This is a genomic window from Kitasatospora sp. NPDC094028 (genome assembly GCF_049543595.1).
Lineage (GTDB): Bacteria > Actinomycetota > Actinomycetes > Streptomycetales > Streptomycetaceae > Kitasatospora.
Genome location: NZ_JBMVFA010000035.1, coordinates 72,153 through 89,737, shown reverse-complemented (window position 1 = coordinate 89,737; position 17,585 = coordinate 72,153). Strand labels below are relative to the sequence as shown.

General features: G+C 70.8%; 18 protein-coding genes and 2 pseudogenes. 6 read left to right on the top strand and 14 right to left on the bottom strand.

What is annotated here, in order from left to right; all coding sequences use genetic code 11:
• Positions 1-139: 139 nt before the first annotated feature.
• From ACPC54_RS34705 to ACPC54_RS34690, 4 genes and pseudogenes are all read right to left on the bottom strand, one after another.
• Entirely contained in the window at positions 140-676 is a 537-nt protein-coding gene (locus ACPC54_RS34705; RefSeq protein ID WP_498970445.1) for a ferritin-like domain-containing protein, read from the bottom strand.
• Positions 677-891: 215 nt separating this feature from the next.
• Positions 892-2,358: an aminotransferase class I/II-fold pyridoxal phosphate-dependent enzyme gene (locus ACPC54_RS34700; protein ID WP_498970444.1), complete on the bottom strand. Its 1,467-nt coding sequence runs from the start codon at positions 2,356-2,358 to the stop codon at positions 892-894.
• Between the two features lie 81 nt (positions 2,359-2,439).
• Positions 2,440-2,550: pseudogene (locus ACPC54_RS34695) on the bottom strand (SRPBCC family protein); the annotation flags it as partial.
• Positions 2,551-2,846: 296 nt separating this feature from the next.
• On the bottom strand, positions 2,847-3,869 hold the full coding sequence (locus tag ACPC54_RS34690; protein WP_498970443.1) for a DNA topoisomerase IB: 1,023 nt from the start codon (positions 3,867-3,869) through the stop codon (positions 2,847-2,849).
• 262 nt (positions 3,870-4,131) lie between these two features.
• Between ACPC54_RS34690 and ACPC54_RS34685 the strand changes: the two genes are divergently transcribed.
• Positions 4,132-4,605 (top strand): DUF6328 family protein, encoded by a 474-nt coding sequence (locus ACPC54_RS34685; protein ID WP_498970442.1) that lies wholly within the window; start codon positions 4,132-4,134, stop codon positions 4,603-4,605.
• Between the two features lie 82 nt (positions 4,606-4,687).
• Here ACPC54_RS34685 and ACPC54_RS34680 read toward each other — a convergent pair.
• Both ACPC54_RS34680 and ACPC54_RS34675 read right to left on the bottom strand, forming a co-directional pair.
• Positions 4,688-5,982, bottom strand: a pseudogene (locus ACPC54_RS34680) (IS701 family transposase); the annotation flags it as partial.
• 63 nt (positions 5,983-6,045) lie between these two features.
• Complete coding sequence (locus ACPC54_RS34675; protein WP_498970441.1) at positions 6,046-6,591, bottom strand: hypothetical protein; 546 nt, start codon at positions 6,589-6,591, stop codon at positions 6,046-6,048.
• A 140-nt stretch (positions 6,592-6,731) separates the two neighbouring features.
• On the opposite strand from ACPC54_RS34675, the gene ACPC54_RS34670 reads away from it, so the two are divergent.
• Entirely contained in the window at positions 6,732-7,781 is a 1,050-nt protein-coding gene (locus tag ACPC54_RS34670) for a helix-turn-helix transcriptional regulator (protein ID WP_498970440.1), read from the top strand.
• Positions 7,782-7,818: 37 nt separating this feature from the next.
• Here ACPC54_RS34670 and ACPC54_RS34665 read toward each other — a convergent pair whose 3' ends face one another.
• The 3 genes from ACPC54_RS34665 to ACPC54_RS34655 form a co-directional block, all read right to left on the bottom strand.
• Positions 7,819-7,944 carry a hypothetical protein gene (locus ACPC54_RS34665; RefSeq protein WP_498970439.1) on the bottom strand — a complete coding sequence of 42 codons (126 nt, stop codon included), beginning with the start codon at positions 7,942-7,944 and terminating at the stop codon, positions 7,819-7,821.
• A gap of 190 nt (positions 7,945-8,134) precedes the next feature.
• A complete protein-coding gene (locus ACPC54_RS34660) occupies positions 8,135-8,656 on the bottom strand; it encodes a hypothetical protein (RefSeq protein ID WP_498970438.1) in 522 nt (173 codons plus the stop codon).
• 519 nt (positions 8,657-9,175) lie between these two features.
• Positions 9,176-11,488: a LuxR C-terminal-related transcriptional regulator gene (locus ACPC54_RS34655; protein ID WP_498970437.1), complete on the bottom strand. Its 2,313-nt coding sequence runs from the start codon at positions 11,486-11,488 to the stop codon at positions 9,176-9,178.
• Between the two features lie 106 nt (positions 11,489-11,594).
• Between ACPC54_RS34655 and ACPC54_RS34650 the strand changes: the two genes are divergently transcribed.
• Positions 11,595-11,819, top strand: a complete 225-nt coding sequence (locus ACPC54_RS34650; RefSeq protein ID WP_498970436.1) for a hypothetical protein — start codon at positions 11,595-11,597, stop codon at positions 11,817-11,819.
• A complete protein-coding gene (locus ACPC54_RS34645) occupies positions 11,819-12,538 on the top strand; it encodes a DUF4386 domain-containing protein (RefSeq protein WP_498970435.1) in 720 nt (239 codons plus the stop codon). Before ACPC54_RS34650 ends, ACPC54_RS34645 begins: the two co-directional genes overlap by 1 nt.
• A gap of 89 nt (positions 12,539-12,627) precedes the next feature.
• Here the strand turns inward: ACPC54_RS34645 and ACPC54_RS34640 are convergent, their stop codons facing one another.
• The 3 genes from ACPC54_RS34640 to ACPC54_RS34630 all read right to left on the bottom strand — a co-directional run bounded on the left by ACPC54_RS34640 (position 12,628) and on the right by ACPC54_RS34630 (position 14,546).
• Entirely contained in the window at positions 12,628-13,044 is a 417-nt protein-coding gene (locus ACPC54_RS34640) for a VOC family protein (protein ID WP_498970434.1), read from the bottom strand.
• A 9-nt stretch (positions 13,045-13,053) separates the two neighbouring features.
• On the bottom strand, positions 13,054-13,434 hold the full coding sequence (locus ACPC54_RS34635; protein ID WP_498970433.1) for a helix-turn-helix transcriptional regulator: 381 nt from the start codon (positions 13,432-13,434) through the stop codon (positions 13,054-13,056).
• A gap of 119 nt (positions 13,435-13,553) precedes the next feature.
• Complete coding sequence (locus tag ACPC54_RS34630) at positions 13,554-14,546, bottom strand: GlxA family transcriptional regulator (protein WP_498970432.1); 993 nt, start codon at positions 14,544-14,546, stop codon at positions 13,554-13,556.
• 52 nt (positions 14,547-14,598) lie between these two features.
• Here ACPC54_RS34630 and ACPC54_RS34625 point away from each other — a divergent pair, with 52 nt between their 5' ends.
• A complete protein-coding gene (locus ACPC54_RS34625) occupies positions 14,599-14,994 on the top strand; it encodes a cupin domain-containing protein (RefSeq protein ID WP_498970431.1) in 396 nt (131 codons plus the stop codon).
• A gap of 227 nt (positions 14,995-15,221) precedes the next feature.
• Here ACPC54_RS34625 and ACPC54_RS34620 read toward each other — a convergent pair whose 3' ends face one another.
• The gene (locus tag ACPC54_RS34620; protein ID WP_498970430.1) at positions 15,222-15,719 is read right to left on the bottom strand and encodes a phosphoribosyltransferase; all 498 of its coding nucleotides are present in this window, start codon (positions 15,717-15,719) and stop codon (positions 15,222-15,224) included.
• Between the two features lie 133 nt (positions 15,720-15,852).
• Here ACPC54_RS34620 and ACPC54_RS34615 point away from each other — a divergent pair, with 133 nt between their 5' ends.
• Positions 15,853-16,473, top strand: coding sequence for a carbonic anhydrase (locus ACPC54_RS34615; RefSeq protein ID WP_498970429.1), 621 nt, complete (start codon positions 15,853-15,855; stop codon positions 16,471-16,473).
• 88 nt (positions 16,474-16,561) lie between these two features.
• Here ACPC54_RS34615 and ACPC54_RS34610 read toward each other — a convergent pair whose 3' ends face one another.
• A complete protein-coding gene (locus ACPC54_RS34610; protein ID WP_498970428.1) occupies positions 16,562-17,191 on the bottom strand; it encodes a hypothetical protein in 630 nt (209 codons plus the stop codon).
• Between the last annotated feature and the right edge of the window lie 394 nt (positions 17,192-17,585).

The following is a 17,585-nucleotide window of genomic DNA, read 5'->3' as shown; positions in this document are numbered from 1 at the left end:
TGGAAGGAGGCGCTGAACCAGTTCTCACTCTTCTTCGAGGACCGGCTCAGCATCCGATAACCACAAGGCACTTACACGAGATCGCTTACACGCCCAGCGGGCAGGCGGACCACTCGAAGGGGCCCTTTGAGGTTCGCGGTCAACCGGCGAGGAGGTCGGTGAGGTCGTCGGCGTGCTCCTCTTCTTCTTCGAGGATCGACTCGATGAGGCGGCGGGTGGTGGGGTCGTGGTCGCCGAGCCAGCGGGCGATCTCCTGGTAGGTGGAGATCACGATGCGTTCGGCCAGCAGGTTGTTCTCCAGCATGGTCTTCAGGTCGCTGCCAGTCGGCGTGGTGTAGTCGGTGTGGGCCCGCTGGGCGAGGGTGGCGGGGTCGAAGTCCGGTTCTCCACCGAGCTGGGCGACGCGCTCGGCGGCTCGCAGAGCGTGCTGCATCTCCTCGGCGGCGTGCTCGGTGAACTCGGCGGCGACCTGGGCTCGGTCGATGCCGGTGGCGGAGACGGCATGCCGTGTGTACCGCAACCAACACACCACCTCGGTGGCTACCACGTCGTTCAGCACCGCGACTACCTTCTTCGTGTCGAGGCCGTAGGTGGCGGTCACCGCTCCGTCCGCCATCCTCTGGCGGGCCTCGTCGCGGATGCGGGTCACGTCGATGACGAAGTCGTCGCTGGTCATGGTGGGCTCCTATCGGTCGAAAGAAGTCGGGCTGGGGTACTGGCAATCCCTCTTCCCGGCAGCGGTACGGGCACGTTCTTCTGCTGGTGCCGGGTCGCGGTAGCCGCCGCAGCGACCGGCTGGTGCTCGGCCTGGGCTTCCTGCCGGCGGTCTCGGCGGGCGGTGCGGGCGGTGCGGGCTCTGGTCGGTGCCGTTTCTCGGTTCCGCAGGTATGGTCACCCCTCGATGGCGACACGCACGGTGTTCAGGGCGGGGTCGGCGCTGTCGGGGATGAACATGCCCGCTGTGAGGCCGGTGCGCAGGTAGTCGAGGACGTCGCCGGTAAGGCGTTCGCCCGGCAGGGCGGCGGGGATACCGGGCGGGTAGGGGGTGAGCATCTCGGCGGCGATCCTTCCGGCAGCCTTGCCGACGGGCACCTGTTCGGTGCGGCCGAAGAACGCGTCGCGCGGCAGCAGCGCCTGCTCCAGCCGCAGGTCCTGCGGGGCGGGGAGATCGACTCGCGGGGCGGAGCGCAGGTCCTCTGCGATCTCGACCAGTTGGGTCAAGCCGCGCAGCAGTGTCTCGGCGGTGGTGGTGTCATCGGCGTGGGTGAGCTGTGCGCTGATGCGGCGGTGGTCGCAGATGTGCAGGGTGAGCTGCCGGTGGGAGCGCAGCCAGTCCCCGGCGCGGTAGCCGGTGGTGCCGAGGGCGGCGATATCGATGATGACCTGGAGGGGGTCGAGGTCGGCGGCGCGCCGGGGGCCGCAGAAGTCGTCGCGGTCGTTGACGTGCAGTCCGTCGATCCGCTCGATCCCGGTCCGGACGTGGTCGGAGAGGTCGAGGGCTTGCTCGTAGAGGGTGCGGCCGTGTTGCACCATCTGGCGGCGCCAACCGTCGAGGGCGGCGTAGACGAGGGTGGAGGGGCTGGTTGTGGCGAGCAGGTCTTCGCGCTGCTTCAGTGCAGCCGGGTCGACAAGGTCGCCCTGGAGGTGGAAGACGGAACTCTGTTCCAGGCCGGAGCCCATCTTGTGGACGGAGGTGACGCATACGTCCGCGCCGGCGTCCATTGCCCAGCGCGGCAGGCGGGGGTGGAACGGCAGATGCGCGCCCCAGGCTTCGTCCACGATCAGCGGCTTCCCGTGCTCGTGGCAGGCGTCGGCGATCGCTTCCAGGTCGGCACACGTCCCGTACGGCGTGGGCGAGGTGACCAGTGCGCCGCGCGTTTCCGGGTGTCGGCCGAGGGCGGTACGGAAGGAGTCGGCGGCGGGCGGATGCGCCAGGTGCAGCCGTGCGTCCCACTGGGGATCGAGCCAGACGGGGCGGATGCCTGCCAGGATCAGCCCGGCGACCACCGACTTGTGGACGTCCCGGCCGACCAGCAGCCCTTCGTGGGGTCCGGCGACGGCGAGCATCGCGGCCTTCACCGACAGGGAGCTGCCGCAGGTGGAGAAGAACGTGTGGTCGGCACCCACGGCTTCGGCCATCAGCTGCTGAGCGTGCTGGAGAATGCCACGGGAGTCGAGGCGGTCGTCCAGCCCCCCGGTGGCCAGCACGTCCGCGCGGAACACGTCGGGGCCCAGTACCTGGAGGACACGAGGGTCGGCGCCGCGGCCCTGCTTGTGGCCGGGCGGTGTGAAGGTGGTCAGCGGGTTGGTGTGGAAGGCGGCGAGCGCTTCGAGTACCGGTGCCTGCGACTGGTCCATGCCGGGCGTGTGCCCCTCGCCCCGTTCCGGAAACTGGGGCACCCACCGATGGTGCGTGCCCCGGTTTTTCGACCAGGCGGGTCAGCGTCCGGGCGTGATCCGGCCGCGCCAGCCGCCTTCCTCGACGCCGCGTTCCTCGATGAAGGACGTGAAACGCCGCAGGTCGCCCTTCACCCTGCGGTCCACCTGGCCGGCCGCAGGTCGTGACCTGCCGGGTCGCCGGGCCGATCGTGCCGCGTGCAACGGCGGCCGCGCGACGCCGCTTGCCCCGGGGTTCAGACCTCGGTGGCGTGCGCGGGCGGCAGACACCTCGACCAGGTAGCCCTCGGCGAAGCCACGAGCGGCCGACTCAGTCCGAGTCGGCCGGACACAGGATCACCACACACCGGACGGAGCCGACGTCGTGGCGTCGAACAGGTAGGCGTTTCGCAGACACCTCAACCGGTCGGCTCTCCGGCTCAGGCCCTGAACGCGGGAGTGCCGACGCTTCAGTACGCACCGAGCAGCTCACGGACGGCTTGCTCGACAGCGCCGTGAGCACCGCTCTGGCCAGGGGCTGCGTCCTCGCCGATGCGTCCGAGGTCGCCGGCGATGGTGCGGCCCTGCTCGAACAGCTCGATCAGGCGCGGATTGATGTAGGAGGCGCGGCACACGGCCGGCGTGTTGCCCAGGTAGTCGGCCACCTCCCGCACGGCCCGGGCCACAGCCCGGCGCCGATCCGCCTGGCTGCCATCGGCAGCGACCTGGTCCGAGGCACCGAGGGCGATGGCGGCCAACACGGTGGCGTGCCAGGTGCGAAAGTCCTTCGCTGTGACGTCCACGCCCGTCGCCTGGGCCAGGTACGCGTTCAGGTCGGCGCCGTGAACCTCGTGCCAGCGGCGGTGCTCCCAGAAGGCGAGCAGCCGCTCGCCCTCCTCACGGCGCCGCAGCAGCGCTGCCACAACCGCCCCGGATCCCGGGTCGCGGACCAGCTGCTCACAGCGGCGCCCGCTCTTGGCCGGGAAGTCGAACACCACGGCACTGCGGTGCACCCGGACGTGCTCTGGCCGCAGCGTCGTCAGCCCGAAGCTTTCGTTGACCCGGGTGTAGCAGTCCGAGCCGATCCGGAACAGCCCGAGATCCAGTAGGCGCGCCGCGCAGCCCAGGACCCGCTCACGGCACAGGCCGCGCTGTTCCAAGTCGGCGCGCACCTGTTCGCGCAGGTCGGGCAGCCGTGCCGCGACGTCCAGGACGTGCTCGTGCTTGGCGGCCTCGCGCTGCGCGCGGAAGGCCGGGTGGTACAGGTACTGGCGGCGCCCGGCGGCATCGGTTCCCAGCGCTTGCAGGTGCCCGTTCGGCCAAGGGCAGATCCACACCTCGCGCCAAGCCGGCGGGATCGCCAGACGGCGTAGCCGGGCGACCTCGTCGGGGTCGCTGACGGGGCTGCCGTCCTCGTGCAGGTAGGAGAATCCGCGGCCGCGGCGTACCCGCCGCCAGCCCGGCCGCTGGGGGTCAGTGGTCCGAAGCCTCACATCCGCGCTCCTACCCGGCGTTCGGCGACGCTACCGCAGGCACCGTGCGTCCGGTGACACCGAAGCCGCTCTGGATGCTCCCTGCGGGGTTCCCCGGCTTCCGGAGGTCCCGAACACGTCCCGTACGGCAGCGGTCCGCCGGGGTCGGCCGCTCGGCCGATCGCGGGACCCGGGCCCGCCACGGGGGCATGGCTGCCCGCCTGCTCCGGCAGATCCCGAAATCATGGCGACACTGGTGCGGGCCGTGACGGGAGGACGAGGGGTGAACGACGAGGGTGGCGAGGCTCGGGAGTCGGAGGAGAAGGCGGACCGCAAGTGGACCGAGATGCTCCAGGAAGTGCGCGTCGCCCAGACCGGTGCGCAGATCCTCTTCGGTTTCCTGATCAGCGTGGTCTTCACTCCCCGGTTCACTCAGATCAGCCCGGCTGATCGCATCCTCTACCAGGTCACCGTGGTCCTGGGCGCCGTCGCCACTGGCACGCTGATCGCCCCGGTGGCCTTCCACCGCTTCCTGGCCGGCCACCAGATGATGCCCGAACTGGTCCGCGCCGGCGCCAAGATGATCACCCTCGGGCTGGTCCTCCTCGGTGTCACCGTCGGCGCCGCCCTGCTGCTGCTCCTGCACGTCGCCACCGGATCGCCCGGTGCCGTCGCGATCGCAGGCCTGGTCCTGGGGTGGTTCGCGGTCAGCTGGCTCGTACTGCCCTGGGTCGTCCTGCACCGCTCGCGTCGCTAGTAGGGCTTGGTCAGGTGTGTATGGGTGTGGGGATGTCGCGGGGCAGGTGGGGCAGGCGCCGGCCCAGGTGGCGAGGAGTAACTGCAGTTCGCGGACGATTTGGTAGAGGCTCAGGCCGGCGCCGCGTCTTTGGGGGCGGTTGCCAGTCTGCGCAGGGTGCAGAAGGCGTGGGCGAGGGAGACCAGGGTCACGTGGTGGTGCCAGCCGTTGAACGTGCGGCCCTCGAAGTGCGCCAGGCCGAGGGCTTGCTTCATCTCGCGGTAGTCGTGTTCGATGCGCCAGCGCAGTTTGGCCAGCCGGACCAGGGTGGTCAGCGGGGTGGTGGCGGGCAGGTCGGAGAGCCAGAACTGGGACCGGCCCTGTTCCCTTCGCGGGCCATTCGGCCAGCAGCCAGCACTCGGCGAGTTCCACACCCTCGGTGGCGTCGCGGATCTCCCGTCCGGCGGGACGGATCCGCAGGGCCACGAAACGCGAGTACATCCGCTTGTAGCCGGTGCGGCCGCTGCCGGAGCGGGACCCTTCGCACCACTGCACTGGCCGGGCGGAACCGCGGCCGGCGTCGATGACCAGGGCTTTGACCGAGCGGGCCGGGTCGGGGTACTTCGCCACCGGTGGCCCCCCGGTGCCGCTGTAGGGCGGCGTGATGGGGCGGGCCGAGGCCGGATGGGCGGTGGGTGTAGTGGAGATCCCGACCACGTAGTTCAGACCGCGCTGGTTCAGCCCGAGCCGGAACGCGGCACTGTCGCCGTAGCCGGCGTCCGCCAGGACCAGCGGGACGTCCACGCCCCACGAGCGAGTCTCATCGATCATGTAGAGCGCGAGCTGCCATTTCTCGACGTGCCCCAGGTCGGCCGGGATGCCACAGCGTTCCCGTCGGGCGACCTTGACCGGGTCCGCCAGATCCGAGGCCGGGTCCCAGGACTTGGGCAGGAACAGACGCCAGTTGACCGGCGCGGAGGCGTGGTCGCGGGCCAGGTGCACCGACACACCCACCTGGCAGTTGGTGACCTTGCCTGCGGTGCCGGTGTACTGCCGCGACACGCACGCGGAGGCGTCGCCGTCCTTGAGGAACCCGGTGTCGTCCACAACCAGCACGGTCGGGTCGATCTCCTCGTGTATCCGCCACGCCAGCCTCGCGCGCACATGGGCCCAGTCCCACGGGCTGGAGGTCACGAAGTGGGCCAGAGCCTGGCGATTGCCGTCCCCGCCCAGCCGGGCGGCCATCGGCTCCACCGACTTGCGCCGCCCGTCCAGCAGCAGCCCGCACACATACGCCTGCCCCCAGCGGTGCTGATCGGCGCGTGTGAACGCCTCGAACATCTCCGCCGTGAACGCCGTCAGATCCTCCCGGACCTGATCCAACTCCCCAGGTGTCACAACCATCAACGCGCACAGGCCCGTCAAGACACGCCACCAGCGCGTACACCTGACCAAGCCCTACTAGCCGAGGTCGTCGCAGAGGTTGTGGATAGTGCCGTGCACGAGCGTGACGGTCTTGAATCCCGTCGCGCTGAACTCGATCCGGTAGACGCCGTCGATGGTGTAGAGGCCGCGCGGCAGGTTGCTGAAGCCCGCGCGCACGCCCGCGATGACCGGCCCGACCACGTGCCAGACCATTGAGCCGTCAGTCCCGTATTCGATCACAGCGCTGCCACTGGCGTCCACGAGGGCGCTCGCGCCGGTGGCGGCGTTGCTGACGTTGAGGAACAGCGCACCGGTAGCCAGCTGCCGCTTGGGCTTGCCGTCCAGGTAGGTCTCGACGACCTTCGTGCGCACCTGGTTCACCGTCACGTCCCAGTGCACGGGGAAGTCGCACAGCAGCCCGGCGGGCGCGTCGTATGACGGCGGGAACGCCTCGGGTATCCAGCCGTCGTGCGACGCGGCAGACGGCGCGGACCCCGCGTCGGCGCTGCTCGCGGCGGCGGACACCGTGCCACCTGCGAGTAGGGCGGAAACGGACAGGGCAACCACCAGGAATCGACGCACGAGTACTCCTAATCCTCTGCTTCTGCTCACTGATAGTGAACGGCAGGGCAATGCCTGCCCGGCCGGGTTTCACTGTCCGCCCCCCGGATACGCGGCGCATATCCCTAGACCTAGGGGGAGCCTCTTGCGATACTCCTGCGGTGTCCCCCGCGCCCGCGCCGCTGCTCGTCGCCCACGCCGCGCGGCAGGCTGCCGCACGCGCCGACAGCCTGGCCGACCTCGGCGGCGAGCTGGCCCGCCAGCTGCACCGGCTCGTGCCGCACGACGGGTACATGCTTTCCGGTAAGGATCCGGTCACCGGCGTCGGCTGCTTCCTGGTCGAGCACCAGGGCTACAGCTGCGCCCACTTCCGCCGCATCAAGGCGGCCGGGCTGCTCGATCAGCAGCCTTACCCGCCCCGGCGACCCGCCGACCGGCCCACGAGCCGCCCAACTGTCGCGGTGCTGAACACGACGGCCACCGCGCCGCCGGGCATCGTGCCGCTGCTCGACAGCATGGCCGGCGAGGGCTGGGGCAGCGAGATGCGGCTCGACCTGGTCGATCGCGCCGCGCACTGGGGCACGCTGATCCTGCTGCGCGAGCGTCGCCGCCCGCCGTTCACCCCGGCCGACATCGACAACGCGCGGCAGGTTGCGGCGCCGCTGGCCGCCTCGCTGCGCGGTTACGTCGGCCGCGCCAGGCCGCATCCCATGCGCACCGCGATGCCGCCTGGCGTGCTCGTCATCAACGAGAACGACGGCCTCGCCTCCGCGACCCCGACCGGGCGCGAATGGCTCCGGCTGTGCTTTCCCAACATGATCCTCGACGCGGACGAGGATCTCTCGCTGACGCTCTGGAACGTCGCGGCCGCCGCCCGCCGCCAGAGCGAGCCCGTGCTCAGCCGCATCCCGACCGGCCACGGCTTCGCCGCGCTGCAGGCCCAACGGCTGACGGGCGCCCGACGCAGCGAGGTGGCCGTCACCGTCCAGGCGGCCGGTATCGGCCAACTGCTGCCCGCAGTCGCCGCGTGGTACGGCCTCACGCCCCGGGAACGCACGGTGATCGACCAGGTCCTGGACGGCCGCTCCAGCAAACAGATCTCCCACACCCTCGACCTGTCGCAGCACACGACCAACGACCATCTCAAGGCCATCTATCGCAAGATCCGGGTGAACGGCCGCGACGAGTTGCTCGCTACTCTCTCCTGCTAATCGGCCTATCTGTCCATGACGAGGTAGCCGTCGCGGTTCAGCACGACGCGAAACCGTCGTGCTCGGCGGCGACGATCAGCTGGTCGCGCTGCGCGGGCGTGAGCGGGAAGGCGTCGTCGTCCGCGCTGTCCTCGGCGATCCACAACCTCGACCGGCGTGTCACCGAACCCGGCGAACGTGCACGGTCACCGCACTCGCCGACACCCGGGGCGTAACCGGTCGGGCGCGGTGTGCGCCCGACCGGCGAGCATCACGTACCGGGGAGCGGGAACCGACGTATGGTGTCCGGCCCCCGGTCCGACGTCCGGCCCCAAGCGCCTTCCCGCCGTCCGCACCGGTGGCGGGAGGGCCGGCTACGGCCAGGGGTAGCCCAGCACCTCGGGGTTGGAGCCCCCGCACAGCTCCGCGCCGACCCGCGGGTCACCCGCTGTCAACCGTGCCTGCAGCCGGTCGGCCTGCACCAGCGGATCGTCCTCGCCGATCGGCAGGACGACCTCGAACTGCGCCCACGGCAGGTCGCCCTCGCCCCGACCCGCGGGATGACGCAGGATCAGCGAGATCTGCTCGGGCGTGCCGCGAGAAGACCAGACGCCCTCCACCTCGCACTCCCACCGAGCCAGCCAGTCCCCCCGCGCCCGCAGTTCCTCCTCCAACCGCATCGCCACCACCACCGCCGGCCACTCCCAGGCCCGGTCCGCCTCCGCGCGCCGCACCTCCGCCTGGTACCCGTCCGCGGCGAACCGAAAGGACGGCAGATCGAAATCCCGCCCGGACGGATCCCGCCACCCGCCCCAGACCACGTACTCCCCCTCCCGCGCCACCGTCACGTACAGCGCGGGACAACATCGCTCCTCACCGCACCCCGACCGCGCCAACCGCACCTCCCGAGGCACCTCGACCGCGTACAACGGCCCGTCCGGACAGAGAAGTTCACGCGGAGCCGCACCCACGAACCGGGGACCACCCGACGCCGCACTCCTCCTGGACAAGTCCCCCAGCAGATCGAACCCGCTGACGACCGGACGGACCTCCACGACGCCCTCCCCCGGCGGCGGGCACACGATATTCAGCCTGAGAACGTCCACATCCATGACCATCCGGCCAGCATCCCCCCACCACCCCGACCCGTCACCCGAATTAGGCAGTGCCCTACCCCGGGCACCGTCACCACCGCGGCCCCCGTGGTCGGGCTCTGCTCGTGAGTGCCGAAGCCACGCTCAGTCGTCTTCGGGCGGTTCGGGCGGGTGGAAGCGGACCGTCCCCGACCGCCAAGGTCCGTGCTCGGTCATCTCCGGCTCGATGACGACACCCTGACCTCAACAGGGCCCCGTCCTTCTCGCCTTCCTCGGCCCGGTCCCCCGGCTCCGCAGGCGCAGGCTCTCGACCTGGCGTGGTCAGATCGGCTGGTGATCTTCGTGGTGGCCTTGGGCAGTCATCCAGACGGCGATCTGGGTCCGTGAGGTGAAGTCGAGTTTGTTGAGGATGTTGCGGATATGGGTCTCGACGGTGCGCTCGGATATGAGCAGGCGTGAGCCGATGTCCTTGTTGCTCAGACCGTCGACCACCAGTCGCGCGACGGCGGCTTCGCGCTTCCCGAGGATTTCCGTGCTGTTGCGGTGGGGGGCTGCCGGGGCTCGGCGGGAGTCCTCGCGAAGTGCGAGCCGAACGGCGGCTTCGCGGCCGAGCTGCTGCCCCGCATGGAATCGCGTGGCGAATCCGGCGGAGCCGAGGGCGGTCGTGACCGACGTGGTGGCGTGCGCCAGGGAGGGTGCGATTCCCGGGTGGACGCTGGCACCCACGTCGCTCCGCATCTGCTCCATCGCGCCCAGCAGTTGCGCCGCGAGCTGTGGCCGGCCCGTGGCGGCCGCGCTGCATCCCAGCGCGCCGATCAGGTAGCACTGGGCGACGCGGTCGTCGAGTTGACGGGCGATTCGCAGTGCCTCGGTGAACCGTTGCTCGGACTCGCGGAGTTCTCCGGCGATCAGCCCGGCGAAGCCCTGGTTCATCAGCATCATGTCGAGGCTGTAGAGGTCGCCCGCCTCGCGGCTGAGCCGCGCACCCTCGTCGGCCGCGGATCGCGCCGCGTCGAGGTCGCCGTCGACGAGGTGGTTGAGCGACCGGGCCTGGTGCGTCGTGAGGACGGTGCCGAGATCGTCCAGGTCTCGGGCCACGTCGTGGGCCTGGTCGAGGAGTCGCTGGGCGGACGCGTGATCATGGGTCAGTTTCGCGGCGATCGAGGCCATCGCCAACGACTGTGCCAGCGCGACCGGCTGGCCTGCGCCGCGGGCCGCGGAGACCGCGCGGTCGAGTGCCGGTACAGCGGTTGCGGGGTCGTTGTGCAGCACTGCGAGGAATCCCCGCACGAAGTACGCCCACGGGTGGGCGACCGGGGCGCTGTCCCGGGTGAGGAGTTCGTCCAGCCAGTGCGCACCCTCGGTCGTCGCACGGGTAGCCCAGTACCAGATCAGGCAGGTCGCCAGGTCAACGCCGCGGTCGAGGTCCTGCCGGTCGGCGCATCTGCGCAGCACGGTGCGGATGTTGTCGACTTCCAGCTCCGTCCAGGACAGCCAGTGGAGCAGACGGTACCGTCCTTCCACCGCGAACTGCCGGCATTGAGCCAGGTAGTAGTCGGCGCATCGCCGTTCGACGGTGTCCTCCTCGCCGGCCTCGCGCAGTTTGAGACGGGCGTACTCGCGCATCGTCTCGTGCAGCCGGTAGTAGGCGGTGCCGGCGGCGTCCTCCTTGGCCAGCAGTGACTTGTCCAGCAGCGACGACAGCAGGTCCAGGGGGTGCGCCCCGGGCAGGTCGTCGCAGCACACCGCCTCGACGGCGTCGAGTGTGAACCGGCCGGCGAACACGCACAACCGTGCCAGCAGGGTGCGCTCGGGGGGCGTGAGCAGGTCGTAGCTCCACTCGATCGTGGCGCGGAGTGTCTGATGGCGCGGGAGCGCGGCGCGGCAGCCTCCGGTCAGCAGGTCGAACCGATGGCTCAGGCGGTCGCGGATCTGTTCGGGGCTCAGCGCGCGCGTGCGTACCGCGGCCAGTTCGATCGCCAGGGGCAACCCGTCGAGTCGGCGGCACAGATCGACGACGGCCGCCTGGTTGGCGGGGCTCAGTTCGAAACTGCCCGATGCGGCCGCCGCGCGCTCGACGAAGAGCCTGACCGCCTCGCTCTCGCCCTGCTGCGCCGATGGTCCCGGGTGCGGCGCGGGGAGTTGCAGCGGCGGGACGGGCAGCACGTGCTCGCCGTTGACCGACAGCGGCTCCCGGCTGGTCGCGATCACCCGCACGTCGGGTGCCGCGACCAGCAGTTCGCTGATGAGCCGGGCCGCCTCGTCGAGCAGGTGCTCGCAGTTGTCGATGACCAGGAGGAGCTGCTTGTCCCTCAGGTACGACCTGAGCAGGGTCACCGGCTCGGTCGCGGTCTGGTCGCGGAGGTCGAGGGCGGCGATGACGGCGTGACCGATGAGCGCGGGATCGGCGAGTTCGGCGAGTTCCACCAGCCAGGCGCCGCCCGGGAAGCCGCGTTCGAGTTCGCTCGCGCTGCGGATCGCCAGGCGGGTCTTGCCGACTCCACCCGGCCCGACCAGGGTGACCAGGCGGGCCGTGGTCAGCCTCTTCCTGGCCTCCGCCAACTCGTGGCGTCGGCCGACGAAGCTCGTCGCCTCCGCGGACAGGCCGGTGGACCGGTGAATGATCTTGGGCACCGGCCGACCGTACTACGCGGTGACGTTCCCGGACAGCCCCGCAGTCAGTACTGACTCAGTGGTGGCACTGATGGCGGCTCGCCGCGTGATCCCTAGCGTTGCCGTCATGGTGAAGGAACAGCCGACCCAGCGGGTCGAGGTCAGAATCGTCGGTAGGCCCCCGGTGCGGCGGATCGAGCAGGCGTCCGGCGTGAGCGAAGTCGAGTGCGACGGTCCGGTGGTGCGCTGCCGGGTCACGGGGAGCTTCCAGCCGTTCCTCGAAGCTCTGCGCGGCTACGAGGTCATCGCCCTGCAGTCGGTTCCGGCGACGTCAGGGCAGGAGGGTCGGTGATGGGTTTCAGCGCGAGTGTCCCGGCGCCCCGGCTCGCCCGTCTCGGCGGCGCACTGTACTTGATCAACATCCTCTGCGGCGCCTTCGCCATCGGCGTCGTGCCCGCCATGCTGATCGTGTCCGATCCCGCCACCACCGCCCACAACATCCAGACGCACGAGCTGCTCTACCGTGCCGGCCTCGCCGCACACGTCGTGGTCACGGTGACCAACGTCGGCATAGCAGCCATCTTCTACGAACTGTTCAAGGTGGTGAACCGCCGCCTCGCCCTCCTGGACGTCTTCTTCACCCTGGTCGCCACCGCCATCGAGGCCGCAGGCGTGGTCAACCAGTTCCAACCGCTGATCCTCACCGGCGGCGGCCCCTACGCGAACGCACTCCCGCCGGAGCAGCTGCACGCGCTGGCGTACCTGCCGGGTGACCTCGCGCAGGTCGACTACAACCTCTACGGGGTCTTCTTCGGCCTCGACATCATCTGCACGGGCTACCTCGTCCTCAAGTCGGGGTTCCTGCCACGAGCGGTCGGCATCCTGCTCGGAATCGACGGCCTGGCCTACCTGGCCTACGGCTTCGCGGACATGCTGTCCCCCGGGTTCGCCGCACATCTGGTGCCCTGGATCCAACTGCCCGCACTCGGCGAATTGGTGTTCGCCCTGTGGCTGCTCGCTGCGGGCGTGAACACCGAGCGGTGGATGCAGCAGCCGATCAGACCCAGCTGAGCCCCAGGACAGCGCCCAACACCCGGCCCCCGGCACCGACCCGCTCACGCCCGGGGCCGGGGGCCGGGCCCGGGCGTGAGCCGGCGGGGTTACGCCGTGCGCGGCTGGTTGAAACGCAGCATGTTGCCCGCCGGGTCCCGGAAAGCGCAGTCCCGCACCCCGTACGGCTGGTCCATCGGCTCCTGAAGGACCTCCGCACCCGCCGCACGGATCCGCTCGAACGTGGCGTCACAGTCATCGGTCCGGAAGATCACGCCCCGCAGCAGGCCCTTCGCCAACAGCTCCGCCGCCGCCCGCCGGTCCTCCGCACTGGCATGGGGATCCGCGAGCGGCGGCTCCAGAACGATCTCCACCCCCGGCTGCTCGGGCGAGCCCACCGTCACCCAGCGCATCCCCTCGAATCCCGCATCGTTGCGGACCTCGAACCCGAGGACATCACGGTAGAACGCCAAAGCCCGGTCATGATCGTCGACGGCGATGAAACACTGCGCGAGTTGAATGCCCATGCCCCCACGCTACGACACGGCGGGCCCACCCGAACCCGAGCCACCACGCCGCACCGGACGGGTCGCGACCTTCGCCACGCACGCCGGGATCGCCGCGCCCTCCCGGTGGTCACGCGCCCGGTAGGCACGCGGGCTCTCGCCCACCAACTCGGTGAACCGCGCACTGAACGAGCCCAATGACGAACAACCCACCGCCATGCACACCTCCGTCACCGACAGGTCCCCACGCCGCAACAACGCCTTCGCCCGCTCGATGCGACGCGTCATCAGATAGCTGTACGGAGTCTCGCCGTAGGCGGCACGGAAGCTTCGGGAGAAATGCCCCGGCGACATCAAGGCACCGGCCGCCAGCACCGGAACGTCCAGCGGCTGGTCGTACTCACGATCCATCCGATCACGAGCCCGACGCAACCGAACAAGATCATCAAGAGACACCCGAGCAGCCACACACCCACCCTAACCAACCACCCCGACACCCGACACGGACAGCACCCCCGGCACGAACGCGGTCACGTCGCCCCGGGCCCGAACCGGCGTTTGTAGGCGAGCGGGCTGATGCCCGTCTCGCGGCGCATCAGCGCGCGCAGGTTGGCGGCGGTGCCCAGTCCGCTGCGCCGTGCGACCACCTCGAAGCGCGACTCGCCGCGCTCGATCAGCCGGCAGGCCAGGGCGAGCCGCTCCCCCGTCAGCCACGTCAGCGGAGTCGTTCCCAGCTGCGTGCGGAAACGGCGGTGCAGCGTCGCCGGGCTGACCGCCGCACGCGCCGCGAGGTCGGCGATCGCGAGGGGTGAGTCGAGCCGTTCCTGTGCCCAGGCCAGGACGGGCGCCAGGGACTCGTCGGGCAGGTCGGGCATCGGGCGCTCGACGAACTGCCGCTGCCCGCCGTCGCGGTGCGCCGCGAAGACCAGTCGTCGGCTGACGGAGTTGGCGACCTCGGCGCCGTGGTCGCGCCGCACGACGTGCAGCCCGAGGTCGAGCGCGGCCGCGCTTCCCGCGGCCGTGAGGATGTCCCCGTCGTCCACGAACAGCACGTCCGATTCGAGGTGGACGGCGGGGAAGCGGGCACGGAAGGCCTCCGCCCACTGCCAGTGGGCCGCGGCCCGGCGCCCGTCGAGGACGCCGGCCTCGGCCAGCGTGAACGCACCGCTGCAGAAGCCGATCAGGCGTGCGCCGCGCGTGTGCGCCCGTCGGACGGCGTCCAGCACCGCGGGCCTGCGGGGCACCTCGACGTCGGGGCGGTTGGGGACGATCAGGGTGTCCGCCGCATCGGCCGCCTCCAGGCCGGCGACCCCGGTGAGAGTGAAGAAGCCGTCCCGCATCAGGGTGGAGGGCTCGGGGGAGCAGAGCCGGAAGTCGTAGAGGTCGCGGCCGATCTCCGGCCTGCGCAGCCCGAAGATCTCGGTCGCGCAGCCGAGCTCGAACGGGTTCGAGTTCTCGTCCACGATCACGACCACCCGGTGAACGCCCGCCGCGCGAGCCCGGTGCGAGGATTCTTTCGCCATGTGCGATTTCTAGCACTCCCGCCGCCCGGGCGAGGAGGCCGAGGATGGGGCCATGAGCAACCAGCCGATCTCCCTGTCCCAGGCCCTGGCCTCCTTCGACGCGCTGTGGAGCCCGCGCATCGTCACACGCGTCAACGACTACGACGTCCGGGTCGCCAAAGTCGAGGGCGAGCACGTCTGGCACGCCCACGACGACACCGACGAGTTCTTCCTGGTCCTCGACGGGGAACTGCACATCTCCTTGCGCGAGCCCGCGGGCGAGCGCACGGTCGTGCTGCCGCAGGGGGCGGTCTTCACCGTTCCCGCGGGTACGGAGCACAGGCCGGCCGCGCCGTCCGGAGCCGCGATCCTCATGTTCGAGCCGACCGGGACGCCGACCGTGGGCGACCGCCACGACGAGATCCCCGCCCACGTGGACGCGACGACCGGACACATCCTCGACACCTGAGCGCACCGGCGGACACCGGGCGGGACCACCCACGGGTGATCCCGCCCCCGGGCACCACGTCCTGGCCGAGCGTCAGGAGGAGGCCACGTGGGCGCGAGCGTTCGGCAGCCTCCCCACGAGTGCTGGATCGCGTTCCCGAGGCCGACGACGAGATTCGCCCGCTCGCCCCGCCTTCACGGCACCGCCCTCGGCCGCGCCCCCGAAGACGGGTACCACCGTCGCCGCCGTCAGGCGTCGAGCACCTGGCCGCCGCGCCTGACGACCGGCGGTTCCGTCGACCACGGGAAGTTGATCCAGTCGTCGGTCTTCTTCCACACGTACTCGCATTCCACCAGGGAATGCGACTTCTCGTAGATGACGGCCGAACGCACCTCGGCGACGTGGTCGAGACAGAAGTCGTGGACCAGCTTCAACGTCTTGCCGGTATCGGCGACATCGTCGGCGATCAGGACCTTCCGGCCCGAGAAGTCGATCGCGTCGGGCACCGGTGCCAGCATGACCGGCATCTCCAGCGTGGTCCCCACACCGGTGTAGAACTCGACATTCACGAGATGGATGTTCTTGCAGTCCAGCGCGTACGCCAGGCCACCCGCCACGAACACGCCCCCACGGGCGATACTCAGGATCACGTCCGGCTCGTAGCCGTCATCGGCGATCGCCTGCGCGAGTTCGCGCACCGCCCGGCCGAAGGTCTGATAGTCCAGCGTCTCACGCACATCGGTCACGGCATCCAGTCTCCCCGCCGCCCCGCCCACGGTCCAGCCGGCGCACCCGCCCCCCGCGCCGGACCGGCCCCTCCAGGCCGACCGGGCAGGGCCGACCTGCCGGGCCCCGGAGGGGCCATCTAGGGTGGAAACCATGATCCCCGCCCCCATAACCAGCCCCGCCCAGGCCCTGCGGGCACTCCTCGAAGGCAACGCCCGCTTCGTCGGCGGCAACCCCGAACACCCCAACCAGGACGCCAACCGACGCGCCGCGCTCGCCCCCGCCCAGCGCCCCTTCGCCGTCCTCTTCGGCTGCTCCGACTCCCGACTCGCCGCGGAAATCATCTTCGACCAAGGACTCGGCGACCTCTTCGTCGTCCGCACCGCCGGCCACGTCACCGGCGCCGAAGCACTCGGCAGCATCGAATACGGCGTCAGCGTCCTCGACTGCCCGCTCGTCGTCGTGCTCGGACACGACTCCTGCGGAGCCGTCGCCGCCGCACTCGACTCCCTCGAACAAGGGCGGCTCCCCCGCGGATTCGTCCGCGACATCGTCGAACGCGTCACCCCCAGCGTGCTCGCCGCACACGCCGCCGACATCCACGACCCCGACGCCATCGTCGACGAACACATCCGCCAGACCGTCGACCTGCTCCTCGAACGCTCCCAGGTCCTCGCCACCCGCGCCGGCAGCGGCCAGACCGCCATCGTCGGCCTCTCCTACCGCCTCCACGACGGCCAGGCCCGCACCATCGCCACCCACGGCCTCACCTGACCCGACGCCGCGAGGACACGACGGGCGCCGGCCCGCCCGCAGGCCGCCACCACCCGACGCCTCGCGGGCGGGGCGGCCGGGCGGTGTGTCAGGCGGAACCGCCGCAGGAGTCGCACACCCCGGTCGCCGGGAACTCGATGAAACATCTCGGGCAGACCGCCTGCACCCGCACCGAAGCCCCGGCCGCCGACCCGCCGGCCCCGGAACCGCCAGAACCGGTACCGCCGGCCGCGGAGCCCGCGGCAGCGGCCTTCCCCGACGCCTTGCGCGACAACGCCGCCCGCAGCTTCGGCGCCAACGCCGGAGTGCCCCCGTCCTCCGGCAACTCCGCACCGAAATGCCGGTAACACGCCAAGCGCGCCGCCGCCGCGTGCTCCTCCCGGTCCATCTCCCCCGCCAGCGGCGCGCTGCCCGCCACCGCCAGCACCTCCTGGTAACCCGCACCCACCCGGCCGTCCGCCGCACGCACCACCAACGCCGTCAACGGCGGATCCCCGCGCCGGTGCGCCTCCCGGACCAGCAGCCCGAGGACCTTCCCCATCCAGTAGCGCTGCTCCACCCGCGTCCGCACCCCCGACGCCTCCTGCACCGCCTCCGCGAGCTCCGCATGCGTGATCACCGCGTGGTAGTGCCCCGCCACCTCCACCAGCGCCGGATACGCCACCTTCGTCCAGGCCATCACCGCCTGCACCGCACTCACCGGCGAGTCGTCCTCCACTCGCCAGTACCCGCCCCGCGCTTCCACCATCGCACCCACCCCAAACCACAACCCGAACCCAAGCACCCCGTCCACCACCAAACTACCGCCCCCGACCTGCCCACAGCCCCTCGGACGGACCACGGGCGACGCTGCCCGCCCGTCGCAGTCACCACCCGGGTGGCGCGAGCCGATACGGATCGCCGAAGGGAACGGACCGGCGCAGATCGACGTACCACCTTCACATCGATGGCGGTCAGGCCCACGGGCTACCCCAACGGCAGGCAAAGAAAAAGCGGTGGGGGGGGGGCCCCCCCCCCAAGCGTGGGGGACCCACCACGCCCCCTCCGGCCCCCGGGCGTGGGGGGGTGGGAACGCGGGGGGGCGCCGCAGGCCCCGCGCCCGCCCGCGGGCC

What these genes read in the sequence shown, in the direction of transcription:
- ACPC54_RS34630 (WP_498970432.1), bottom strand. Translation starts at nt 14,546, where the DNA reads ATGGCGAAAGAATCCTCGCACCGGGCTCGCGCGGCGGGCGTTCACCGG.
- ACPC54_RS34625 (WP_498970431.1), top strand. Translation starts at nt 14,599, where the DNA reads ATGAGCAACCAGCCGATCTCCCTGTCCCAGGCCCTGGCCTCCTTCGAC.
- ACPC54_RS34615 (WP_498970429.1), top strand. Translation starts at nt 15,853, where the DNA reads ATGATCCCCGCCCCCATAACCAGCCCCGCCCAGGCCCTGCGGGCACTC.
- ACPC54_RS34650 (WP_498970436.1), top strand. Translation starts at nt 11,595, where the DNA reads ATGGTGAAGGAACAGCCGACCCAGCGGGTCGAGGTCAGAATCGTCGGT.
- ACPC54_RS34700 (WP_498970444.1), bottom strand. Translation starts at nt 2,358, where the DNA reads ATGGACCAGTCGCAGGCACCGGTACTCGAAGCGCTCGCCGCCTTCCAC.
- ACPC54_RS34705 (WP_498970445.1), bottom strand. Translation starts at nt 676, where the DNA reads ATGACCAGCGACGACTTCGTCATCGACGTGACCCGCATCCGCGACGAG.
- ACPC54_RS34635 (WP_498970433.1), bottom strand. Translation starts at nt 13,434, where the DNA reads ATGGATCGTGAGTACGACCAGCCGCTGGACGTTCCGGTGCTGGCGGCC.
- ACPC54_RS34640 (WP_498970434.1), bottom strand. Translation starts at nt 13,044, where the DNA reads ATGGGCATTCAACTCGCGCAGTGTTTCATCGCCGTCGACGATCATGAC.
- ACPC54_RS34645 (WP_498970435.1), top strand. Translation starts at nt 11,819, where the DNA reads ATGGGTTTCAGCGCGAGTGTCCCGGCGCCCCGGCTCGCCCGTCTCGGC.